The following is a 21,781-nucleotide window of genomic DNA, read 5'->3' as shown; positions in this document are numbered from 1 at the left end:
TAGGCCGAAGGAGGCGCTCCGGGGCTCAGCCGCGGCTCACAGTGCGGCGCCGCCCGGCTTGACCATGCCGCGCACCGTGCGTGAGTCGACGTACTCGCCGAGAGCGGTCATGTCCCACTCGCCGGAGAACTGCCGTACGAGCTTGCACATCAGCACTCCGGTGCGCGGCTCGGCGTTGCTGAGGTCGAAGCGGACCAGCTCCTGGTCCGTGGCCGCGTCGACGAGCCGGCAGTACGCCTTGGCCACCTCCGTGAACTTCTGCCCCGAGAAGGAGTTGACGGTGAAGACCAGGCCGGTGACCTGCGGCGGGAGGTCGCCGAGATGGACGGTGATGACCTCGTCGTCGCCGCCGCCCTCCCCGGTGAGGTTGTCGCCGGAGTGCTGCACGACGCCGTTCAGGATGGCGAGCTTGCCGAAGTAGCAGGCGTCCACCTTCTTACGGGACGCGTCGTAGGCGATGACCGAGGCGTCGAGGTCGATCTCCTTGGCCCTGCGGCCGGCGCGGAAGACCGGCTCCCAGCCGAGGCCCATGCGGACGCTGGCGAGCATGGGACGGCCGCCCTTGGTGAGCGAGACCGTCTGGTTCTTCTGAAGGCTGACCTTGCCCTTGTCCAGATTGATCTTTCCGGCTCCGGGCTGCGGCGCGGCGGGGGGCGCCTGAGCGGCGGGAGCAGGCGGAGGCGCGGGCTGTGCCTGGGGCGCCTGAGGCGGCGGTGGCGCCTGCGGCGTGGGCGAGGGCGCGGGGGTGGCCACCGGTGCGGCGGGCTCCTCGACGTCGACGCCGAAGTCGGACGCGATGCCGCCGAGTCCGTTGGCGTAGCCCTGGCCGACGGCACGCACCTTCCAGTCGTTGCCCCGGCGGTATACCTCGACCACGACGAGGGCCGTCTCGCTGCCGAGCGACGGCGGTGTGAAGGTGGCGATCACCGAGCCCGTGGCGGCGTCCCGCACGGTCGCGGTGGGCTCCATGCCCGCGAAGGTGGTGCCGGGGGCGTCCGGGCTGGCGGTGACCACGACCTTCTGCACATCGGCCGGCACCTTCCCGGTGTCGACCGTGATGGTGTCGGCGGAGCCGCTGCTGTGGGTCACGCCGGGGCCGGCCGGCTGGTTGTAGAACACGAAGTCGGCGTCGGAGCGGACCTTTCCGTTCTCGCCGAGGAGCAGTCCTGAGACGTCCAGGCGGGAGGGCGCGGTCACCTCCACCGCCACCTGGGCCGTGCTGAGCGGGAGGTTGGAGCCGGGAGTCATTGCCGTCATGCCGGTCGTAACGAGCGGCCGTGCTTTGCGGTTCCTTTGCCGGAGATGCGTTCCGGGAGTTCGCGGGCCGTTAGCAGAGGGAACGCCGCGCACGGCGGAGAACCGATGAGGCATACGAGTGGTGTCACGGACCGAACATGTGTGACTACTCTCCGGCGTGGCAGTACGTGCCGCATGACTTCGACATCACGCACACCGGACCCGGCCCCCGACCGGGCCCGCGGTCACACTCGCGCCCATGCCCCCGCCAACTCCAGACGGCTCTTCCTCGGCGGCCTGCTCATAGCCGGCGCGTGCGCCGCGAACCGCGCGCACGCCGTCGGCGGCGGCTCCGGCACCGGAGGCGGAGCCGACGCGAAGGGAGCCTCCCGGCACGTACAGCGTCATCACCGTGCGGCGGCACGCCAGGCCCACGCGCCCGAGTCCTACCGCCTGCGCCCCGAGGCGGCCGAGCTCCACCCCAGGGCACGTGGAAGCACCTCCGTCGCCTACACGCTGGACTCAGGCGGTCGCGAGATAGCCCTCACCTTCGACGACGGGCCCGACCCCCACTACACGCCCCAGGTGCTGGAGGTGCTGCGCCGCTGCCGCGTGCGGGCCACGTTCTGCGTCATAGGCAGGGACGCGGCCGCCAACGCCTGGCTGCTGAACGCGATAGCCGACGCGGGCCACGAGATAGCCAACCACTCCTGGAGCCATTCGCTGCTGACGCGCATGCGCTCCCACGAGATATACGAACAGCTCGCCCGCACCAGCGACGTCGTCGACGAGGCGGTGGGCACCGCGCCCGTACTGGCCCGCGCGCCCTTCGGCGGCTGGAACAAGCGGGCACTGGAGATATCCGCGTCCCTCGGAATGAGCCCGCTGGGCTGGTCCGTCGACACCTGCGACTGGAAGGAACCGGGGACGCGCGAGATCACCTCGACCGTCCTGGAGACCGTGCGGCCCGGCGCGATCCTGCTCTCCCACGACGGAGGCGGTGACCGCTCGCAGACCGTCGCCGCGTTGCGCGACTACCTTCCCCGGCTGCTCGACTCCGGCTATACGCCCGTACTGCCGTCCCGTACGGACGTGTTCGAGGAACGTACGGGAAAGGGGTGGGGCGGCTGACCGTGGGGCCCCCGGCGGTCGCCGGGGCCTCCGGGCGCAGCCGGCAGGTCCGCCGCTGCCGCCGTCCGCTCAGCGGCGGCGTTCCCGTGAGTGGCCGAAGAAGATGCGGTATCCGATCAGCAGCACCAGCGACCCGGCGACGGCCGAGACCCACAGCGCCGGGTCGACGAAGTCGTGGTCCACCGAGCGGTCCAGGAAGGTGGAGGAGAGCCAGCCGCCGATGAAGGCGCCCGCGATGCCGATGAGGATGGTGCCGAGCAGGCCGCCCGGGTCGCGGCCCGGGAGTATGACCTTGGCGACGGTGCCCGCGATCAGCCCGAGGATCAGCCAGCTCACCAGCCCCGAGTCCACGAGTCCGGACAGCGCGGATTCCGGATCGGTCTCTGCGACGAAGTACATGGCGGTGCCCTCCCCGTGGCGGCCTGGGTGATCCCTTCGGGGTCCATCATGCCCCCCGACTCCCTTTTCAGTGCGGCCAGATGGGCGGCCGGGTGCAGAAATGCCCGCCGAGACGGGCGTGTTCGGGGTCGGACGGGTCGGGTTCCCCGTGTTCCGCGAGCAGTTGGGCCGCGTATGGCTCGGAGTCGTCCCGCGGTTCGTAGCCGAGTGCGCGGGCGCTCGAAAGGTCCCACCACAGGCGGGTGTTGGCGGAGGAGCCGTATACGACGGTGTGGCCGACGTCCGGTGCGGTGAGCGCCGCGTGGAAGAGCCGGGCGCCGTCGGCCGGGCTCAGCCACAGCGAGAGCATCCTTACGGAGGTCGGCTCGGGGAAGCAGGAGCCGATGCGTACGGAGACGGTCTCGATGCCGTGCCGGTCCCAGTAGAGCTGGGCGAGGTCCTCGCCGAAGGACTTGGAGAGGCCGTAGTAGGTGTCCGGGCGGCGAGGGGTGTCCACGGGGATGAGCGGGCCGTCGTCTGCCGGGCGCTCGGTGAAGCCCACCGCGTGGTTGGAGGAGGCGAATACCACGCGCCGCACGCCCTCTTCGCGAGCGGCCTCGTAGAGCCGGTACGTGCCCTCGATGTTGGAGTGCAGGATCTTCTCGAAGGGGGCTTCCAGCGAGATCCCGGCGAGATGGACGATCGCGTCGACGCCGCGCACGGCCTCGCGCAGAGCCGTCGCGTCGTTCAAGTCGGCTGTGACGGCGCCTGGTTCGCCCTCGACGGGACGGACGTCGAAGAGGCGCAGCCGGTATCCGTGGCGGGGGAGCAGTTCGCGCATCAGCGTGCCGAGTCCGCCCGCGGCGCCGGTGAGCAGGACGGTGCGGGGGCGGCCGGGCGCGGACGAGTCCGGCGTCGGCGGATCGGGCCTAGGAGGATCGGACTTCGGCGGGTCGGACATCGACTGGGCGGACATCGGCGAGGTCTCCGTCCGTAGACATGGTTCATATATGGAGACAAGCTATGGAGCGGGCCGCTGTGGCGTCAAGATCCCGGCGCGCGGCCCGAGTTCGCGGTGCGGTGACGGTCTTCACCGGCAGCCGGGCGCTGTTCGTCGGGGGCCCTCGCGCGGGTTGCCCGCTTGACCGCCCCGGCGCGGCTGACCTAGCGTAGGCATGTTCAGAAATGTAGACGCAGATCAGAAACGTGTACGGATTCGAGTGCGGACGCCGGGGGTGCGGGCCGCGGGCGTCCGTGGCCCGACTCCGTACCGGCACGAGCAGGAGCGCGCAATGACCTCACCCTCCTCGTCCTCCTCCTCGGCTGCCGCGCCACGGGCGCGCCCGCTCGCCGAGCGCCTCGAAGGGCTCCTCTTCTTCCCGGTCACCGCCTATGGTCCCGACGGCGCCGTGGACCTCGACGTCTTCCGCAGGCATGTGCGCGCCGGTCTCGACGCGGGCGCCGGAGCCGTCTTCGCATGCTGCGGCACCGGCGAGTTCCACGCCCTGGCGCCGCAGGAGTTCGCCGAGTGCGTGGCCGCCGCGGTCGACGAGACGGGCGGACGCGTTCCCGTCGTCGCGGGTACGGGCTACGGCACGGCGCTCGCCTGCCAGTTCGCGTCGCTCGCCGAGGAGGCGGGGGCGGACGGGCTGCTGGCGATGCCGCCCTATCTCGTCGTGCCGTCACAGGAGGGCCTGCTGAGGCACTACAGGACGCTGGCCGGATGCACCGGGCTGGACGTCGTCGTCTACCAGCGCGACAACGCCCTGTTCGCCCCGTCCACCGTCGCGAGCCTCGCACGTACTCCGGGCATCGTCGGTCTCAAGGACGGCCACGGCGACCTCGATCTGATGCAGCGCATCATCAGCGCCGTACGCACCGAGGCGGGCGAGGAGACGGCAGGCGCCTTCCGCTACTTCAACGGACTGCCCACCGCCGAGCAGACCGGTCTCGCCTACCGGGGCCTCGGCGTGACGCTCTACTCCTCCGCGGTCTTCTGCTTCGCCCCGGAGATCGCCCTCGCCTTCCACCGGGCGCTCACCACGGGCGACGACGCGACCGTGAACCGCCTGCTCGACGGCTTCTTCCGCCCCCTCGTGGAGCTGCGCGCCAAGGGCCGCGGCTATGCGGTCTCCCTGGTGAAGGCGGGTGTGCGACTGCGCGGGCTGGACGTGGGCGAGGTGCGTCCGCCGCTGTCCGAACCGTCCGGGGCGCATCTGCGGGAACTGGCCGAACTGATCGAGCGGGGACTGGAGTTGGCGGCCGATAGTGAGCCCGCCGGCGGGCCCGGTGCCGAGTCCGGCACCGGCAGCGTCGGCGGGGCCGGGGCCCGCTGATGCGCGCTGCCGCGTTCCTCTACCCCTGGGACGTCGTGGGCGATCCGGACGCCGTGCCGCGCCTGCTGTCGCTCGGCGTCCGCCAGGTCACCCTCGCCTCCGCCTACCACTCCGTCCGGGCGCTCACTCCGCGCCACCCCGGGCGCCGCATCGTCACCGCCCGCCACTCCGCCGTGCTCTACCCGCCCGATCCGGCCCGCTGGACGGGGCGTGCGCTCCGTCCGTACGAGCAGCGCTGGATCGACAGCGACGACCCGGACGGCCCCTACGGCGAGGCGGCCCGCGCGCTGAGCGAGGCCGGGATCGAGGTGCACTCCTGGGTGGTGCTCGCGCACAACTCCCGCCTCGGCGACGAGCATCCGCACATCGCCGTCCGCAACGCCTACGGCGACCGCTACCCCTGGGCGCCGTGCATCGCCAGACCCGAAGTCCGCGGCTATCTCGTCGCGTTGGCCGAGGAGGCCGCGGTGCGCCCGCACACCGCCGGCACGGAACTGGAGTCGTGCGGCTGGTACGGGCTGGCGCATCTGCACGCGCACGACAAGACCGGCGGCGCCGCCCTGGACGGCGCCGCGCAGTATCTGATGTCGCTGTGCTTCTGCGAGGTGTGCGGCGCCGGATACGCCGAGTCCGGTGCCGATCCGCAGGAGCTGCGGGTGCGGGTGGTGAGCGCCCTGGAGCCCGTGTGGAGCGGCACGGCCGAGTCCGGGCGGGCGGACGGGCACACCACCCGGGCCGAGGAGTGGTCGCGGGTGTGCGCGCTGCTCGGCCGGGACATGGCGGAGGGCTGCGCCGCCTGGCGGGACCGGGCCGCGCGCAGGCTGCGCCGGGAGGCCGTGACGGCGGTACGTGCGGCGGCGCTGCGACCGGCGGAGGGCGCCGTCGGCGGGCGCGGGGGCTTCAGGGTGATGCTGCACGCCGATCCGGCGCCGCACCGGGCCGGCGCCAACGCGGGCGTCGCCCCCGCGCAGGCGGCCGAGGACGCGGACGGCGTGGTGGTCCCGGCAGGGGGCGGCGCAGCCGAACGTGCCGACGCCGTCGGTCCGTTCGCCGCGGCGGCCCCGAGCGCCGGGACCGCGGGAGCCGACGGCGACGGGCCCGGCGGGCCCGGTGGCTCCGGCGAGTGCGGCGGGTCCGGCGGGTCCGATCGGTCCAGCGGCACCTTCACCGTCGCCGCGAACTTCACGGTCGTCTCCGGCATGGGCGGCTCCCCGCACACGCTCGCGGCCGACGCCGCACACGCCCTTGAGCTGGGCGCCCGCGAACTGCGGCTCTACCACGCGGGCCTCGCCCCCGACGCGGACCTCGACGCCGTCCGAGGGGCCCTGCGCAGCCTGGAGTCGCGGTACCCGGCCGGGTGACCTGTCGGCGCGTGTCACATCGTGCGCCGCTGTCCCGTCGTAGAGGTGTCAGCCGGAGCACACGGTCCGCCCGCAGATCACGGACCCAGGGACCAAGGACGAAGGAGCGCCAGCCATGGCACGCATCTCGCTCGATCCGCCGCGCAGCGCCGTCCTGCGCATGGCCGAGTGGTACTCGCGCCGCAAGTACGGCAGGACGATGGACCCGCTGAAGGCCACCGGGCACAACCCCAAGGTGCTGGGCGCCGTGGCCCTCTACGAGTCGCGCGTCGCGAAGTGGCGCGCCCTCGACCCCGGCCTGAAGCACCTCGCCGAGATGGTCACCGCCGCCCGCATCGGCTGCTCGTGGTGCGTGGACTTCGGCTACTGGCTCGCCGAGGACCTGGGCATGCCGATGGAGAAGATCCGGTACGTGCCCGCCTGGCGGGAACATCGCGAGCGCTTCGGCGAACTGGAGCTGCTCGTCATGGAGTTCGCGGAGGCCATGACGGAGACCGAGCCCACGGTGACCGACGCGATGACGGAGGAGCTGATCCGCAGGCTGGGGGAGCGGGCCTTCGTCGAGCTGACCGCGATGGTGGCCGTGGAGAACCACCGTTCGCGGATCAACGCCGCGCTGGGGCTGGTCGGTCAGGGCTTCTCCGAGCAGTGCGCCGTGCAGCCCGTACAGCCGGTACGGAGGGGAGCGGCCGGAGACGCGGACTCCTGAGGGGGAGCCGGGGAGGGGCGGTCGCCCCGGTGGCCGGAGCGGTCGACTCCCCACCGGGGCGCCCCGGTGGCCCGACTGCCCTGTCAATCCCGAAGCTGGTCCCGCGACTTGGGCGCGGTCGCGGGCGCGTCCCAGCTCCAGGGCTCCTCGTCGACGACCGCCGTGACGGGCAACGGGCCGTAGATATGCGGGAATTCCTCGACCGCGCCGCCGTGCTCACCGTCGCCGTCACCGGGACCGTCACCGCTGTCGTCACTGCCGCCGCCGTCGCGAACGGCCGCCGGCTCGGGCGGCTCGTAGCGGACCGGCACGGAGAGCCGTTCGCTGTCGATGACGAGCACCACGAGCTTCGCCGGGTCCCAGCCGTCGTACAACATGTGTGCGACCGCGGGCAGTTGGCGGCGCAGCGAGCAGTGGATGAAGCCGACCTCCCGCAGGGTCAGGCCCCGGGTGGACATCTCGTACGTGCCCGACTCGCGGGCGGCCTCCCATATGGAGCGCTCCGTGATGTGCAACAGCTCAGCCATGCACGGACGTTACCCGCCGCAGGGCTCCTCAAGACGGCACTCGGAAGTGCGGGGGGCGGCCCACCTGGAGATGGGACAGCGGACTCGGCGGCACTCGCAGCACCCGCGGCACCCGACCCGCGCTGCACCCGCCCCCGCGGCACCCGGCCCCCGGGATCTCCACCCGGACCCGGGCCCTCACAGCCGCCTTGTCGCCAGCGTCAGCCGGTCACGTGCGTCGAACAGCGCGTCCTTGATCATCTGTTCGTGCGCGAGAGTCAGCCTGGGGCGACCGGCACCGAGCAGCTGATCGCGTCCCGCGCCGGCGTCCGGTAGGGAATGGCGACGCCGAAGCAGCGCAGGCCGAGGGTGTTCTCCTCGCGGTCGACGGCGTAGCCCTGCTCCCGCACCAGCGCCAGCTCCTCGATCAGGGCCTCACGGTCGGTGAGGGTGTTCTCCGTGAGCGAGGGCAGCGTCTCCGGAAGCATCTTGCGCACCTGCTCGTCCTCGTACGTGGCGAGCAGCGCCTTGCCCAGTGACGTGGAGTGAGCGGGCAGGCGCCGTCCGACGCGGGTGAAGGGGCGCAGATAGTGCTGGGACTGGCGGGTGGCGAGATAGACGACGTTCGTGCCGTCGAGCCGCGCCATGTGGATGGTCTCGGTGGTGTCGTCGGAGAGCCGGTCGAGGGTGGGCCGGGCCGCGGCCACCGCCTCGTCGCCGTCGATGTAGGAGGTGCCGACCAGCAGGGCGCGTACGCCGATGCCATAGCGTGTGCCGGTGGCGTCGGTCTCCACCCAGCCCAGGTCCACGAGTGTGCGGAGCAGCATGTAGAGGCTCGACTTGGGATAGCCGACGGCTTCCTGCACGTCGGCCAGGGAGTGCATCCCGGGCCGCCCCGCGAAGAACTCCAGCAGCTCCACCGTGCGCACGGCCGACTTGACCTGCGATGCACCGGTCTCGCCAGCAGACATCGTCCTTGACCCCTCTGTTGCGGCGCTCCTAGGCTCCCCGACAGGTTCACTGACAGAGATGTTGTTCAGCATATCGAACGACCTCTCTGCGGAGACAAGCGCGTGGCAGGAGGAGTTCACGGTGGCAGCAGCACCAGTGTGGAGCGTCGACCCCCGGACCGGAAAGCAGCGGGAACAGGTCGGTACGGAAGCGACGCCCGGCGACGTGGACACGGCCGTACGCGCCGCCCACGCCGCCAGGGAGCCGCTCGCCGACCGCGCCCTGCGCGCCGCCCTGCTCCGCGCGGCCGCAGGACGGCTCGAAGCGGCGAGCGAGGAGATCATCACCACGGCCGATGCGGAGACGGCGCTCGGGCGGCCCCGGCTGACCGGCGAACTCGCCCGCACGCAGGCGCAGTTGCGTGCCTTCGCCGACGAGATCGAGGACGGCGCCTACCTGGGCGTCACCATCGACCACAAGAACCCCGACGCGACGCCGCCCTGCCCCGACCTGCGGCGCTACAAGATTCCGCTCGGGGTCGTCGCCGTCTACGCCGCTTCCAACTTCCCGCTCGCCTTCTCCGTGCCCGGCGGCGACACCGCCAGCGCGCTCGCCGCGGGCTGTCCCGTGGTGGTCAAGGCGCACCCCGACCATCCGGCGACGTCCGAGCTGACGGGCGCCGCGCTGCGCGGGGCCGCGGCCGAAGTGGGGCTTCCCCAGGACGTGTTGAGCGTCGTGCACGGCTTCGAGGCGGGCGTGGAACTCGTGAAGCACCCGCTGGTGGCCGCCGCCGGTTTCACCGGGTCGGTACGCGGCGGGCGCGCGCTCTTCGACGCCGCCGCCGCGCGTCCCTCGCCCATCCCCTTCCACGGCGAACTCGGTTCTCTCAACCCGGTCGTCGTCACCGGCGCCGCGGCGGCCGAGCGTGCCGAGGAGATCGGCGAGGGGCTGGCCGGCTCGATGACGATGGGCACCGGACAGTTCTGCACCAAGCCGGGCTTCGTGCTGGCGCCGGAGGGAGAGGCCGGAGACCGGCTGCTGGAGGCGCTGCGGGGCGCGCTGGGCAAGGCCGCTGAGGGTCCGCTGCTGGACGGCGGCATGCGTGAGGCGTTCCTCGCCGGCATCGGCGCGCGAGGCGATTTGGACGGCGTGGAGGCGCCCGTCGCCGCGGGTCCGGGCGAGGACGAGCGCTCGGTGAGCGCGGGCTTCCTGACCGTACCGGCGGAACGTCTCCAACAGCCGCAGTACGAGCTGCTGTTGGAGGAGTGCTTCGGGCCGGTGACGGTCGTGGCGCGCTACCGGGACGAGGAAGAGGTCGCGGCGACGCTCTCCAGGCTGCCCGGCAACCTCACCGCGACGGTGCACCTCGGCGAGGCCGAGGCGTCCGGAGACGGCGGCCGTGGCGCCGAGTTGCTGGCGGCGCTCACACCGCTCGCGGGCCGGGTCCTGGTCAACGGCTGGCCCACGGGAGTAGCTGTGGCTCCCGCACAGCACCACGGCGGTCCGTACCCGGCGACGACCTCCACGTCGACGTCGGTCGGCGCCACGGCGATCGAGCGCTGGCTGCGGCCGGTCGCCTACCAGGACGCGCCGGAGGCGCTGCTGCCGCCCGAGCTGCACGACGCGAACCCGCTGGGGCTGCCGCGCCGTGTGGACGGGCGAAGGGAGATGTGAACCACGGGCTGCCGGCGCGAGGTTCGCCTCCGGCGCGGCCCAACGCCCCGAAGCCGCGCCGATGTCGGGCACGTGCCGCGCAGAACGCCGCACGGCGGTAAGCCGGTTGCGCAAGTCGGAGAGGGAGAACGGAAGAAAAGGGGGGCCGTCGTGCGGCCTCCCCCCTCTTCCAGCGGGCTCAGCGCGTGACGTCCTTCGTCACTTAACCGGCGTGACGTGCCGTGTCATTTCACCGGGGTGAAGTCGCGTGCCCCGATGAACTCGGGACGGCGTACCGGGGCCGCGAACGGCTCCACGGCCTTGTTCTCAACGCTGTTGAAGACGATGAACACGTTGCTCCGCGGGTACGGAGTGATGTTGTCACCGCTTCCGTGCATGCAGTTGCAGTCGAACCAGGTCGCCGAGCCGGGCTCGCCCGTGAAGAGCGTGATGCCGTGTGCGTCGGCGAACTTGGCGAGGGCCTCGTCGGAAGGAGTGCCCGCGTCCTGCATCTGTAGCGACTTCTTGTAGTTGTCCTTCGGCGTCTCGCCCGCGCAGCCGAGAAAGGTCCTGTGGGACCCCGGCATGATCATGAGGCCGCCGTTGGTCTCGTAGTTCCGTGTCAGTGCGATGGAGACCGAGACGGTCCGCATCTTCGGGAGCCCGTCCTCCGCGTGCCAGGTCTCGAAGTCGGAGTGCCAGTAGAAGCCAGTGGCACCGAAGCCGGGCTTGACGTTGATCCTGGACTGGTGGACGTAGACGTCCGAGCCCAGGATCTGCCGCGCCCGCCCCACAACTCGCGGGTCCCGCACCAGTCCTGCGAAGACCTCGCTGATCTTGTGCACCTCGAACACGGTCCGGATCTCATCCGACTTGGGCTCGACGATCGAGCGCTCGTCGGCACGGATCTCCGGGTCCGTGGTGAGCCGTTCCAGTTCCCTGCGGTACGTATCGACCTCATCGGGGGTGATGAGCTGGTCGATCGCAAGGAACCCGTCCCGCTCGTAATCCGCCAGGTCCGCGGCCGCGATGGGCCCCGGAGTACCCGCCTCGGACCACACGACGGGGTCCATGCGTGGGGTGGCCACCTCAGTGGCTCCGCGAGTCGGGTACAGGTCGGCGGTGCGCTCGGGTGCGGTGGTCATGGTGTTGCCTTCCTCTCCTCTCGTACGGCCCTGTCAGATGGGCGAGCGGCCGTGAGCCGCGGGCGGGCGGAACCGCCGGACCGGCCTGCGCAGGCCGAGCCTTGTCGGCTCAGTCGTCAGGCTCGGTGAGAAGCGGGTAGACGCCGTTCTCGTCGTGATCTTCCCGGCCCGTTACGGGCGGATTGAAGACACAGATGCACCGGAAGTCGGTAATCGGGCGCATTGTGTGCTTCTCGTGCCCGTCGAGCAGATACATGGTGCCGGGGGTGATCAGATGCTTCTCACCAGTCTCATCGTTGGTGAGTTCGGACTCGCCCTCTACGCAGAGTACGGCTTCGATGTGGTTGGCGTACCACATGGAAGTCTCCGTCCCGGCGTACAGCACGGTCTCGTGCAGGGAGAAGCCGGCGCGCTCCTTCGCCAGCACGATCCGCTTGCTTTCCCAGGTGCCGGATGCGGACTTGATGTGTCGCTCGGTGTTCTCGATGTCCTTGAAAGAACGAACAATCACGTTCTGACGTACCTTTCTCTCTTCATTACGGGGGCGGCCCGCCCCGGTCGCAACCGGAGCGGGCCGTGAGCGGGGGCGGGCTAGGCGGTCTCACGCACCGCCCGTGCCAGCACACGCAGGCCCTCGTCCAGTTCCTCGGGAGTGATCGTAAGCGCCGGAAGGAGCTTCACGACCTCGCTTTCCGGACCCGAGGTCTCGATGAGCAGACCGAGTTCGAAGGCGCGCTTGGCGACGGCGTTCGCACGGTCCTTGTCGTGGAACTCCAGGCCCCAGACGAGGCCGCGGCCGCGGAAGTCCGCGACGTCGTCGGCGTGTTCCTCGGAGATGGCACGCAGCACCGCCTCGACCTGCTCGCCGCGCGAGAGGGTCTGCTTCTCCATCTGGCTGTCGGTCCAGTACGTCTCGAACGCGGCGGTGGCCGTCACGAAGGCCGGATTGTTGCCGCGGAACGTGCCGTTGTGCTCGCCCGGCTCCCACACGTCGAGCTCGGGCTTGAACAGCGTGAGGGCGAGCGGCAGTCCGTAGCCGCCGATCGACTTCGAAAGCGTGATGATGTCCGGCTTGATGCCCGCCTCCTCGAACGAGAAGAAGGCACCGGTGCGGCCACAGCCCATCTGGATGTCGTCGACGATGAGCAGCATGTCGTGCCGCTCGCACAGGTCGGACAGGGCGCGCAGCCACTCGGCGCGTGCGACGTTGATGCCGCCCTCGCCCTGGACGGTCTCGACGATGACGGCCGCGGGCTTGTTGAGGCCGGAGCCCTGGTCCTCCAGCAGCCGCTCGAACCAGATGAAGTCGTCGGTGGCGCCGCCCAGATAGTCGTCGAAGGGCATCGGCGTCCCGTGCACCAGCGGGATGCCCGCGCCGGCGCGCTTGAAGGCGTTGCCGGTGACGGCGAGCGAGCCCAGCGACATGCCGTGGAAGGCGTTGGTGAACGAGACGATGGCCTCACGGCCCTTGACCTTGCGCGCCAGCTTCAGCGCGGCCTCCACGGCGTTGGTGCCGGTCGGGCCCGGGAACATCACCTTGTGGTCCATGCCGCGGGGCTGGAGGATCTTCTCCTGGAAGGTCTCCAGGAAGGCCCGCTTGGCCGTGGTGCTCATGTCCAGGCCGTGTACGACCCCGTCACGCTCCAGGTAGTCCAGCAGCGCGCGTTTCAGCACCGGGTTGTTGTGGCCGTAGTTGAGGGTCCCGGCTCCGGCGAAGAAGTCGAGATACGTGTGACCGTCCTCGTCGTACATGTGTGAGCCCTGGGCCCGGTCGAAGATCGTGGGCCAGCCGCGGCAGTAGCTGCGGACTTCGGACTCGACGGTCTCGAAGACACTGAGGTCGGGCTGGGTGATGGTCACGGCATGCTCCTGGGAGTGAGTCGCGTGCTTGAGGAAGCTTGTGGGGGTGGGAGGTTCGGGAGGTCGGTCAGTGGTTGCGGATCGGGGGGTCGCGGATCGGTCGCGGAAGTGCGGAAACCGGGTACGGTCCGGGGGAACCGCGGTGCGGAGACGGCACCTTGAGCACGCGGGTTCAGCGCGCGGACAGTGGCGCCGTGCCGCTCATCGACACCAACGGGCCGATCCGGTACAGCACTTCCGGCTCGTGACCGCTCTCGGGGAACACCCCGGCCTCGAAGAGCACCTCCTTCTCCGTCGCCGCGCCGTGACGCTCCGCGAAGGAGGTGAAGAGGCGGTTGGAGGGGGTGTTGTCCGGGGTGACCGTGGTCTCGACCCTGTCGGTCCCCAGTTCCCGAGCCGTACGGGCGCAGAGCCCGTCGAGCATCGCCGCTGCCAGTCCCCGGCCGCGTGCCGCCTCGTCGACGGCGACCTGCCAGACGACCAGCGTCCGAGGGCGCGCGGGGCGTACGTAGCCGGTGATGAAGCCGACCGGCTCACCGCCCGCGTCACGCGCCACCACGGAGGTGGCGGCGAAGTCGCGGCACCACAGCAGGTAGCTGTAGGAAGAGTTGAGATCGAGCGTCCGGGAGTCGCGGGCGATGCGCCAGAGCGCCGCCCCGTCCTCCAGCCGTGGAGCGTCGAGCGTCAGCCCTTCCGGCATTTCCTGGAAATCGCTGTGGGCACGTGCATGGTCTGCTTGTGCGGCGGTCATGGGTATTAAATTTACCCAGCAGATTCTGAAAACGCACGGCGGGACGGGGTTACGCGACAGGGGGGTCCTGTGCTATCGCGCGCAGGCGCGCACGTGCGGTCAGGAGGTGCGTTTCGCCCATGTATATCAGTACTTTCCTGGGCACAACAGGCGTCCTGTGGAGTCCGTCACACTGCCGTAACGACCATGAACCAGGGGCGAATTACGCCATGATAACCACTGGAAATCTTAGCGTTTAAAGAAGCGGAAAGCGGGCAGAAGAATACGGGAAGCTACACTCTTCATAGCCGCGGAAATGTATTCTCCAGCAATCGCTTCGATGTCGCATCTTTTCTCTCGCCTATGCGATGAGATCGCCACCGTGTGTACCCGTGGGAAGCGTAAAGCCCTGCCCGAGCGGGTGCGGCGACGGGTGCGGGGGCCAATAGAGTGCCAGGCATGAGCGACCGCGGCGATCTCCGGATCCTCCACATCAAGGGGCCCGTGCTTGCCGGGCCCGAGGACATACGGGACGAACTGTGGGCGGTGGACGGCCGCATCACCTTCGAGCGACCGACTGGCTCCGCCTCGCGGGCGGCCCGTGACACCGCCACCGTCCAGGGCTGGGTGCTTCCAGGTCTCGTCGACGCGCACTGTCACGTCGGCCTCGACCAGCAGGGCCCCGTGGACGAGTCGACGAGCGAGAAGCAGGCCCTCACCGAACGTGAGGCCGGGGCGCTGCTGTTGCGCGACGCCGGTTCCCCGTCCGACACCCGCTGGATCGACGACCGCGAGGACCTGCCGCGCATCATCCGCGCCGGCCGGCACATCGCCCGTACCAAGCGCTACATCCGCAACTACGCGCACGAGATCGAGCCCGGCGACCTTGCCGCCTATGTGCGGCGCGAGGCGAGGCGCGGCGACGGCTGGGTGAAGCTCGTCGGCGACTGGATCGACCGCGGGGAGGGCGACCTCGCCGCGTGCTGGCCGCGCTGGGCACTGGACGAGGCCATCGCCGCGGCACACGAGGAAGGCGCGAGGGTCACGGCCCACTGCTTCGCGGAGGACTCGCTGCGGGACCTCGTCGAGGCGGGCATCGACTGCATCGAGCATGCGACGGGCCTCACCGAGGAGACCGTCCCGCTCTTCGCCGAGCGCGGCGTCGCCATCGTCCCGACCCTCGTCAACACGGCCACGTTCCCGCAGCTCGCGGAGGGCGGCGTGAGATATCCGCGCTGGTCGGAGCACATGCTCCGGCTCCACGAACGCCGCTACGAGACGGTGCGCGCCGCCTACGACGCGGGCATCCCCGTCTACACCGGGACCGACGCCGGGGGTTCGCTCGCGCACGGGCTGGTGGCCGCCGAGGTCGCCGAGCTGGTCACCGCCGGAATCCCGGCCGCCGAGGCGGTGTCGGCCGCGACGTGGGGCGCACGGCGGTGGCTCGGGCGGCCCGGCCTGGAGGAGGGCGCCCCGGCGGATCTGCTGGTGTTCGGGGAGGACCCGCGACGCGATGTACGGGTGCTGGGGGACCCGCGGCACGTCGTGCTGCGGGGGCGGATCGTCAAGTAGGGCGACAGGCCGGGGTCGCTGTCGTGGCCGGGACGGTCCGGGGTTGTGAACGGTGGCCGGTCGGAGCCGCCGCCGGTCCGTCCCGCCGTCAGGGGCGGGCCGGGCCCGGTTCGAGTCCCGGCGTGTGCATGTCCGTCCACGGGCAGTCGTATCGGCCGTACCGGGAGAGCGAGGAGCCGCCGTGCAGGAGATCGTCTCGTGGGACGCGCGGGAGTTGTCGTGTGCCGTCGCCGACCGCCGCGTGACGTGCGTAGAGGTGATGGAGGCGTATCTGGACCACATCGCCGCCATGAACCCTCACGTCAACGCGATCGTCGGCATGCAGGACCCGGAGGTCTCCCTGCGGCAGGCGCGCGAGCGCGACGAACAGCTCGGCGAGCGGCTACGGCGCGGCGAACGGCCGGGCCCGCTGCACGGTTTCCCGCACGCCGTGAAGGACCTGACCGAGGCCGAGGGGCTGCCGTGGACGGAGGGCTCGCCGCTTTACCGGGACCGCGTGGGGCGGCAGGACGCGCTGCTGGTCGAGCGCGTCAAGGCGGCGGGCGCCGTGGTGATCGGCAAGACGAACACCCCCGAGTTCGGGCTGGGTTCGCAGACGTACAACGACGTATGGGGCACGACTGGGAACGCCTACGACCCGTCCCGCACGGCGGGCGGCAGCAGCGGAGGCGCGGCGGCGGCGCTCGCGCTGCGGATGCTGCCGGTGGCCGACGGCAGCGACTACATGGGGTCGCTGCGCAACCCGGCGGCCTTCAACAACGTCCTCGGGATGCGCCCGAGTTGGGGCGTCGTGCCCTCGCCCGGCTTCACCGCGCAGCTCGGCACGGCGGGGCCCATGGCACGTACGACGGCGGACCTGGCGAGGCTGCTGTCGGTGATGGCGGGGCCCGATCCGAGCGCGCCGCTGGCCGCGTCTTCGTCTGCGGCGCAGCCGTGGGGGCCCACGTCGGGGCCCGGCTCGTGGCCGGAGTACCTCGACCGTCCCGAAGGTGCCTTCCGGGGCACGCGGATCGCGTGGACCGGCGACTGGGGCGGCCGTCTGGCGACCGAGCCGGGGGTGCTGGAGGTGTGCCGCTCGTCCTTCGCCGCGTTCGAGAGGCTGGGGTGCGAAGTCGTCGAGGCGCGGCCGGACTTCCCTCCCGAGGAGATCTGGCGGACGTTTCTGACATGGCGCTGGTGGGCGAACCTGGAGCGGCACGATCTCTACGCCGACCCCGGTACGCGCAGCCTGATGAAGCCGGAGGCCGTCTGGGAGATCGAGCGCGGACTGCCGCTCGGCGCCCTCGACGTCGCGACGGCGGCGGAAGCCCGCGACCGCTGGTTCGAGGCACTGCGGAGCTTCCTCGGCGAGCACGACTACGTCCTCGCCCCGGCCGCCCAGGTGTTCCCCTTCGACAAGGAGACGCACTGGCCGGAGCGGGTCGGCGGCCGCGAGATGGACACGTATCACCGCTGGATGGAGACGGTCGTGCCCTGGACGCTGGCGGGTGTGCCGGTGATCGGGATGCCCGCGGGGTTCGGCCCTGAAGGTCTGCCCATGGGCGTGCAGTTGGTCGGCAGGCACGGAGACGACCTCGGACTGCTGCGGCTGGCCCACGCGTACGAGCGTGAGACGCGCTGGGTGGAGCGGGCGCGGCCGGCGCTGCTGGACTGAGTCGTGAGCGGGGGGCGCGAAGTCGGCCTGGCGGCAGGGGAGTCGGTGCGGAGCAAGCGGGACGGGCGAGCCAACGGGCTACGGGCGGCCGGAAGCCGAGCCGCCTGAGCAGCCGCGTCCTGGCTGCTCTGTCTACTCGGCCTGCTCGTCGGGGTTCCACTCCAGCAGGCGGACCTTGGCGACCGTACGGACATGACGGCGCATGGCCGCCGCTGCGGCCTTCGGGTCGCCGCGTTCGATGGCGGCCAGGATGCGGGCGTGCTGGTCCAGGGAGCGAGGGGGGCGGCCGGGCTGGCGCAGCGACTCGTTGCGGCTCTCCGCGACGGACTCGGCGATCGACCCCATGAACTCGGCGAGCAGCGTGCTGTGTCCGGCGGCCGTGACGGCGGCGTGGAAGCGGCGGTCGCCGTCGACTCCGTGGCCGCCCGAGTGGATGTCCGCCTCCATGTCCCGCAGGGCGGAGCGCATCGCTTCCAGATCCTCGTCGCTGCGGCGTTCCGCGGCCAGTTCGGCGAGCTTGGTCTCCAGCGCCTCGCGAGCCTCCAGCACGTCGGGGAGGCGGCGACGGCGGTCGACGAGTCTGTCCACCGGCTCGGCGTCGAGGGTGTCGCGTACCAGATAGGTGCCGCCGCCGTGCCGTGTCTCGACGAGTCCCTGTACCTCCAGCACGACCACGGCCTGCTTGACGGAGGAGCGGCTGACGCCGAGACGCTGGGCCAGTTCGCGCTCGGGCGGCAGCCGGTCGCCCGAGCGCAGTTCATGATCGACGGCGTATGCGCGCAGGCGTTCCAGGACCTGCTCGTACAGGCGCGGGCGGGCCATCGGCCGCAGTGCGTCGTCGGTCATCGCTGCCCCCTAGGCCCCCATGGTGTACGGCCCTGGAGACTAACACCGCGGATCAATGGACCAATGGCTCGGCGGTTCGGTGGAAAAGTGGCCGGGCCAATTTGCTCCCGCCCCATTGACAGCTCCGGGGCGTGGGCGCACATTGGTTCAGCCACTTGACCATTGTGCCGCGATGTCCCTACACCCGTGGTCACCCGGCGGTTCCTCGACGGGTGCCTCCATGGGGACCGCGTCACCGGGTACTACGTCACCGTGCACGACGCGTCCGGCCAGTGCGGTCGCCGTTGCCGGGCGCCGGACGTCTGCGCCGACGGGCGGTCCGGGCGCGGTCCGGACACCGTGACGGCGGACGATCGTGCACGACCGTTCCCGGCCGAGCGAGCAGACCCAGCGAGCAAGACTGCGAGGAGAGCCCCGTGTCCACCCTCATCCCGGCGTTGAGCAACCCGACCGCGAAGCCCGCACTGCGATTCGGCGACCAGTCGCTCACCTACGCCGAGCTCGCGGACGTCGCGGGCGCGCTCGCGGCGGAACTCACCCCCGGCCGCAGGGTCGCCGTATGGGCCACGCCCACCATGGAGACCTGTGTGGCGCTGGTCGCCGCGCTGCTCGCGGGAGCACCCCTCGTACCGGTCAATCCGAAGACCGGGGAGCGCGAACTCGCCCATATCGTCGGCGACAGCGAGCCCGGCCTCGTACTCGCCGAGCCCGACGCCCAGCTTCCCGACGCGCTCGCCGCGCTGCCCCGTACCGGCATCGACACCGCGCCGCCGTCCACCATGCTGCCGCTGCCCGCCGAGGGGGACGAGGAAGCCCCCGCGTTGATCGTCTACACCTCGGGCACCACAGGGCCGCCCAAGGGCACCGTGCTGCCGCGGCGCGCCCTGGCCACCACGCTGGACGCGCTGCGGGACGCCTGGCAGTGGACGGAGGACGACGTCCTCGTGCACGGGCTGCCGCTCTTCCATGTGCACGGGCTCATCCTGGGAATTCTCGGTCCGCTGCGCCGCGGCGGCACCGTACGGCACCTCGGGCGCTTCTCCACCGACGGCGTACGCAGGGCGCTCGAAGGCGACGGCACGATGCTCTTCGGCGTACCGACGATGTACCACCGCATCGCCGAAGAGGTCGGCACCGACGGGCGGTTGGCCAAGGCGCTGGCCGGTGCGCGGCTGCTGGTGTCGGGCTCGGCGGCGCTGCCCGTGCACGACCACGAGCGGATCGCGGCCGCGACGGGGCAGCGCATCGTCGAGCGGTACGGCATGACGGAGACGCTGATGAACACCAGCGTGCGCGCCGACGGTGAGCGCCGCCCCGGCACCGTCGGACTGCCGCTGGACGGAGTCGAGTTGCGGATCGTCGACGAGGACGGGCGGCCCGTCAAAGCCTGGGACGGCGAGACGGTGGGGGAGATCCAGGTCCGCGGACGGAATCTGTTCACCGAGTACCTCAACCGGCCCGACGCCACCGCGGAAGCCTTCGACGGCGGCTGGTTCCGTACGGGCGACATCGCCACCCGCGACCCCGACGGCTATGTGCGGATCGTCGGCCGCAAGGCCACGGACATCATCAAGAGCGGCGGATACAAGATCGGGGCGGGCGAGATCGAGAACGTGCTGCTGGAGCACCCCGATGTGGCCGAGGCCGCCGTGACCGGCGAGAGCGACGACGACCTCGGCGAACGCATCGTCGCCTGGATCGTGCCGGGAGCGCGTACCCCCGGGGAGCAGGAGCTGGCCGACCATGTGGCACGTCAGCTCTCGCCGCACAAGAGGCCCCGCGTGGTGCGCTTCCGTGAGTCGCTGCCGCGCAACGACATGGGCAAGCTGATGAAACGGGAGCTGCGATGAACGACCGTGCAGGCACGGCCCGTTCGGCCCGCACGGCCGCTTCGGCGCAAGCCCGCGGCGCGTCCGGGGGCCGTGCGCGTGCCGCCTTGCGCGCGGTCGCGAGCGGCTTCACCGAGTTCGAGCCGCCCTCACACCAGGAGCCCTCGGTGTCCCGGGGCGAAGGCGAGCCGGACGGGCCTCTCGGCTGGCGCGGCTATGACGAGGCGCGTGAGCGTGCCCGTGAGCGCACCGGTGAGAGCGAGTCGGTCGTGTGCGGCACGGCACGCGTCGGCGGCGAGGCGGGCGCCCGGGGAGCCGAGGCCGACGCAGCCGAAGCCCACGCAGCCGAAGCCCACGCAGCCGAAGCCGCCGGGTTCCCGGTCACTGGACCCCAGGCCGACGGGGCCCCGGCCGACGGGGTCGAAGTCGTGCTGATCTCCTTCGAGTTCGGGTATCTCGGAGGATCGCTCGGCGCTCGCACGGGCGACCGCATCGCCGCCGCCTACGAGTACGCCCGCAGGCACCGCAGGCCGGTGGTGTCGCTGATCGCCACGGGTGGCAGCCGGATGCAGGAGGGCATGGTCGCCCTGGGCCAACTACAGCGCGTGGCAAGGGAGTCGGCGCTGACCCGCCGTGCCGGTGTGCCGCAGATCGCCGTGCTGCGCGACCCGGCCACGGGCGGCGGCTGGGCCACGCTCGGCGCGGGTGCCGACGTGGTGCTGGCGCTGCCGGGCGCCCAGGTCGCCTTCGCGGGCTCCCGGGTGCGGCCCGCGGACGCCGACCCGGCCGCGTACACGGCTGAGGGGCAGTACGCCGCCGGGCACGTCGACCAGATCGTGGAGCAGCCGGAGCTGGGCACGGTGCTGGCGCGCTGGCTCACCCTGCTGACGGGAGGCTCCGCCGGGTCTCCGGGCGGTCACGGTGGGGGCGCGAGGGTGAGCCCGGCTCCCGTGCCGGCGGCCCTGCCGAGCGGAGAGCCGTCCGATTCCGCTCAGGGCTCCGGGCGGAGCCAGCCCCTGCGGGCGTCGCAGCACGCCCAGCATGTCCGGCCCGCCGAGTACGCCCAGCACGCCGAGCACGTCCTGCATGCCGAGCACGCCGAGTACCGCTCCGGTGCGGAGGAGGAGCGGGGCGGCGCCCGTCAGCGGGGCGGCTCCCCTCGCTCCGTGCCGTCGAGCGGGCAGGAGGCGGTGCGACGCGCCCGCAGTGCCGAACGGCCGCGTGCCGCCGCGTACTTGGACGACTACTTCGACTGGCGCCAGGAGGTGCGCGGCGACCGCTGCGGAGGCGTCGACCCGGGGATGCTCTGCGGCTTCGGCCGCCGTGACGGCCGTACGTTCGCCTACGCGGCGCAGACCGGCACCGCGACACGGCCCGCCGGTTTCCGCACGGCCGCCCGGCTGATCCGTACCGCCGACCGGCTCGGCGTCCCCGTACTCACCCTCATCGACACCCCCGGCGCCGCCAACGACGCGGACGCCGAGAGCGCGGGGGCCGGGCCTTCGATCGCCGAGGTGTTCGCCGCCGTCGCGGAGGCCGAAGTGCCCGTGACGTCGCTGCTGATCGGCGAGGGCGGCTCCGGCGGTGCGCTCGCCCTGGCCGCCCCCGGCAGGCTGTGGGTCACGCCGGACAGCTACTTCTCCGTGATCGCGCCGGAACTCGCCGCCGCGATACTGAAACGCCCCCCGGAGCAGGCCGCTGCGACCGCCGACGAACTGATGCTGCGCCCGCAGGACGTGGTACGGCTGGGAATCGCGCGGGCCGTGGTGGATGTGCGGGACGGGTCGTCGCGGCCCGGGAAGGGCCGGAGCGACGGACGCAGCGACGCCGCCTGACTCCGCTGGTCCTCGCGTCGAACCGGTCGTCGGTGTACGGCACTTGGAC

The 21,781-nt window shown here is 71.5% G+C and carries 18 protein-coding genes and 1 pseudogene; 9 read left to right on the top strand and 10 right to left on the bottom strand.

All coding sequences use genetic code 11. The features are described 5' to 3' along the window. Positions 1–36: 36 nt before the first annotated feature. Complete coding sequence (locus tag MMA15_RS04060; RefSeq protein ID WP_241062974.1) at positions 37–1,248, bottom strand: TerD family protein; 1,212 nt, start codon at positions 1,246–1,248, stop codon at positions 37–39. A 183-nt stretch (positions 1,249–1,431) separates the two neighbouring features. Between MMA15_RS04060 and MMA15_RS04055 the strand changes: the two genes are divergently transcribed. After that, a complete protein-coding gene (locus MMA15_RS04055) occupies positions 1,432–2,367 on the top strand; it encodes a polysaccharide deacetylase family protein (protein WP_241057559.1) in 936 nt (311 codons plus the stop codon). A 69-nt stretch (positions 2,368–2,436) separates the two neighbouring features. Here the strand turns inward: MMA15_RS04055 and MMA15_RS04050 are convergent, their stop codons facing one another. Next, positions 2,437–2,766 carry a GlsB/YeaQ/YmgE family stress response membrane protein gene (locus MMA15_RS04050; RefSeq protein WP_241057558.1) on the bottom strand — a complete coding sequence of 110 codons (330 nt, stop codon included), beginning with the start codon at positions 2,764–2,766 and terminating at the stop codon, positions 2,437–2,439. A 67-nt stretch (positions 2,767–2,833) separates the two neighbouring features. After that, on the bottom strand, positions 2,834–3,721 hold the full coding sequence (locus tag MMA15_RS04045; RefSeq protein WP_277400013.1) for an NAD-dependent epimerase/dehydratase family protein: 888 nt from the start codon (positions 3,719–3,721) through the stop codon (positions 2,834–2,836). Positions 3,722–4,037: 316 nt separating this feature from the next. Here MMA15_RS04045 and MMA15_RS04040 point away from each other — a divergent pair, with 316 nt between their 5' ends. The 3 genes from MMA15_RS04040 (at position 4,038) to MMA15_RS04030 (ending at position 7,151) form a co-directional block, all read left to right on the top strand. Continuing rightward, positions 4,038–5,081 (top strand): 5-dehydro-4-deoxyglucarate dehydratase, encoded by a 1,044-nt coding sequence (locus MMA15_RS04040; protein WP_241057557.1) that lies wholly within the window; start codon positions 4,038–4,040, stop codon positions 5,079–5,081. Next, on the top strand, positions 5,081–6,442 hold the full coding sequence (locus tag MMA15_RS04035) for a hypothetical protein (RefSeq protein WP_241057556.1): 1,362 nt from the start codon (positions 5,081–5,083) through the stop codon (positions 6,440–6,442). Before MMA15_RS04040 ends, MMA15_RS04035 begins: the two co-directional genes overlap by 1 nt. Positions 6,443–6,557: 115 nt before the next feature. After that, positions 6,558–7,151, top strand: a complete 594-nt coding sequence (locus tag MMA15_RS04030) for a carboxymuconolactone decarboxylase family protein (RefSeq protein WP_241057555.1) — start codon at positions 6,558–6,560, stop codon at positions 7,149–7,151. A gap of 83 nt (positions 7,152–7,234) precedes the next feature. Here the strand turns inward: MMA15_RS04030 and MMA15_RS04025 are convergent, their stop codons facing one another. Both MMA15_RS04025 and MMA15_RS04020 read right to left on the bottom strand, forming a co-directional pair. Beyond that, the gene (locus MMA15_RS04025) at positions 7,235–7,678 is read right to left on the bottom strand and encodes a DUF952 domain-containing protein (RefSeq protein ID WP_241057554.1); all 444 of its coding nucleotides are present in this window, start codon (positions 7,676–7,678) and stop codon (positions 7,235–7,237) included. A 177-nt stretch (positions 7,679–7,855) separates the two neighbouring features. Beyond that, positions 7,856–8,628: pseudogene (locus tag MMA15_RS04020) on the bottom strand (IclR family transcriptional regulator). 121 nt (positions 8,629–8,749) lie between these two features. On the opposite strand from MMA15_RS04020, the gene MMA15_RS04015 reads away from it, so the two are divergent. Continuing rightward, the gene (locus tag MMA15_RS04015; RefSeq protein ID WP_241057553.1) at positions 8,750–10,282 is read left to right on the top strand and encodes an aldehyde dehydrogenase (NADP(+)); all 1,533 of its coding nucleotides are present in this window, start codon (positions 8,750–8,752) and stop codon (positions 10,280–10,282) included. Between the two features lie 224 nt (positions 10,283–10,506). On the opposite strand, the gene thpD is transcribed toward MMA15_RS04015, so the two are convergent. From thpD to ectA, 4 genes are all read right to left on the bottom strand, one after another. Then, positions 10,507–11,406 carry an ectoine hydroxylase gene (gene thpD, locus MMA15_RS04010; protein WP_241057551.1) on the bottom strand — a complete coding sequence of 300 codons (900 nt, stop codon included), beginning with the start codon at positions 11,404–11,406 and terminating at the stop codon, positions 10,507–10,509. A 109-nt stretch (positions 11,407–11,515) separates the two neighbouring features. After that, positions 11,516–11,917: an ectoine synthase gene (locus tag MMA15_RS04005; RefSeq protein ID WP_241057550.1), complete on the bottom strand. Its 402-nt coding sequence runs from the start codon at positions 11,915–11,917 to the stop codon at positions 11,516–11,518. Between the two features lie 80 nt (positions 11,918–11,997). Continuing rightward, positions 11,998–13,266, bottom strand: a complete 1,269-nt coding sequence (gene ectB / locus MMA15_RS04000) for a diaminobutyrate--2-oxoglutarate transaminase (protein WP_241057548.1) — start codon at positions 13,264–13,266, stop codon at positions 11,998–12,000. A 172-nt stretch (positions 13,267–13,438) separates the two neighbouring features. Then, a complete protein-coding gene (ectA, locus tag MMA15_RS03995; RefSeq protein ID WP_241057546.1) occupies positions 13,439–14,017 on the bottom strand; it encodes a diaminobutyrate acetyltransferase in 579 nt (192 codons plus the stop codon). A gap of 438 nt (positions 14,018–14,455) precedes the next feature. Here ectA and MMA15_RS03990 point away from each other — a divergent pair, with 438 nt between their 5' ends. Together MMA15_RS03990 and MMA15_RS03985 are read left to right on the top strand one after the other, a co-directional pair. Beyond that, positions 14,456–15,568 carry an amidohydrolase family protein gene (locus MMA15_RS03990; RefSeq protein WP_241057545.1) on the top strand — a complete coding sequence of 371 codons (1,113 nt, stop codon included), beginning with the start codon at positions 14,456–14,458 and terminating at the stop codon, positions 15,566–15,568. Between the two features lie 181 nt (positions 15,569–15,749). After that, a complete protein-coding gene (locus MMA15_RS03985; RefSeq protein ID WP_241057543.1) occupies positions 15,750–17,222 on the top strand; it encodes an amidase in 1,473 nt (490 codons plus the stop codon). 132 nt (positions 17,223–17,354) lie between these two features. On the opposite strand, the gene MMA15_RS03980 is transcribed toward MMA15_RS03985, so the two are convergent. Continuing rightward, positions 17,355–18,068, bottom strand: coding sequence for a FadR/GntR family transcriptional regulator (locus MMA15_RS03980; protein WP_241057542.1), 714 nt, complete (start codon positions 18,066–18,068; stop codon positions 17,355–17,357). Between the two features lie 416 nt (positions 18,069–18,484). On the opposite strand from MMA15_RS03980, the gene MMA15_RS03975 reads away from it, so the two are divergent. Further along, complete coding sequence (locus MMA15_RS03975) at positions 18,485–19,918, top strand: acyl-CoA synthetase (RefSeq protein WP_241057540.1); 1,434 nt, start codon at positions 18,485–18,487, stop codon at positions 19,916–19,918. Then, positions 19,915–21,732, top strand: a complete 1,818-nt coding sequence (locus MMA15_RS03970; RefSeq protein ID WP_241057539.1) for a carboxyl transferase domain-containing protein — start codon at positions 19,915–19,917, stop codon at positions 21,730–21,732. The genes MMA15_RS03975 and MMA15_RS03970 overlap by 4 nt, the downstream gene beginning before the upstream one ends. Positions 21,733–21,781 lie beyond the last annotated feature (49 nt).

This window comes from Streptomyces marispadix (genome assembly GCF_022524345.1).
In the GTDB taxonomy this organism is placed as follows: domain Bacteria; phylum Actinomycetota; class Actinomycetes; order Streptomycetales; family Streptomycetaceae; genus Streptomyces; species Streptomyces marispadix.
The sequence above is the reverse complement of the archived record's forward strand: the minus strand, read 5'-3'. Positions and strand labels throughout refer to the sequence as shown.

Coding starts and splice junctions, on each gene's coding strand:
- MMA15_RS04055 (WP_241057559.1), top strand. CDS start 1,432: ATGACTTCGACATCACGCACACCGGACCCGGCCCCCGACCGGGCCCGC.
- MMA15_RS04040 (WP_241057557.1), top strand. CDS start 4,038: ATGACCTCACCCTCCTCGTCCTCCTCCTCGGCTGCCGCGCCACGGGCG.
- MMA15_RS04060 (WP_241062974.1), bottom strand. CDS start 1,248: ATGACTCCCGGCTCCAACCTCCCGCTCAGCACGGCCCAGGTGGCGGTG.
- MMA15_RS04025 (WP_241057554.1), bottom strand. CDS start 7,678: ATGGCTGAGCTGTTGCACATCACGGAGCGCTCCATATGGGAGGCCGCC.
- MMA15_RS04045 (WP_277400013.1), bottom strand. CDS start 3,721: ATGTCCGCCCAGTCGATGTCCGACCCGCCGAAGTCCGATCCTCCTAGG.
- MMA15_RS04050 (WP_241057558.1), bottom strand. CDS start 2,766: ATGTACTTCGTCGCAGAGACCGATCCGGAATCCGCGCTGTCCGGACTC.
- MMA15_RS03970 (WP_241057539.1), top strand. CDS start 19,915: ATGAACGACCGTGCAGGCACGGCCCGTTCGGCCCGCACGGCCGCTTCG.
- MMA15_RS03980 (WP_241057542.1), bottom strand. CDS start 18,068: ATGACCGACGACGCACTGCGGCCGATGGCCCGCCCGCGCCTGTACGAG.
- thpD (WP_241057551.1), bottom strand. CDS start 11,406: ATGACCACCGCACCCGAGCGCACCGCCGACCTGTACCCGACTCGCGGA.
- MMA15_RS04035 (WP_241057556.1), top strand. CDS start 5,081: ATGCGCGCTGCCGCGTTCCTCTACCCCTGGGACGTCGTGGGCGATCCG.
- MMA15_RS03990 (WP_241057545.1), top strand. CDS start 14,456: ATGAGCGACCGCGGCGATCTCCGGATCCTCCACATCAAGGGGCCCGTG.
- ectA (WP_241057546.1), bottom strand. CDS start 14,017: ATGACCGCCGCACAAGCAGACCATGCACGTGCCCACAGCGATTTCCAG.
- MMA15_RS04030 (WP_241057555.1), top strand. CDS start 6,558: ATGGCACGCATCTCGCTCGATCCGCCGCGCAGCGCCGTCCTGCGCATG.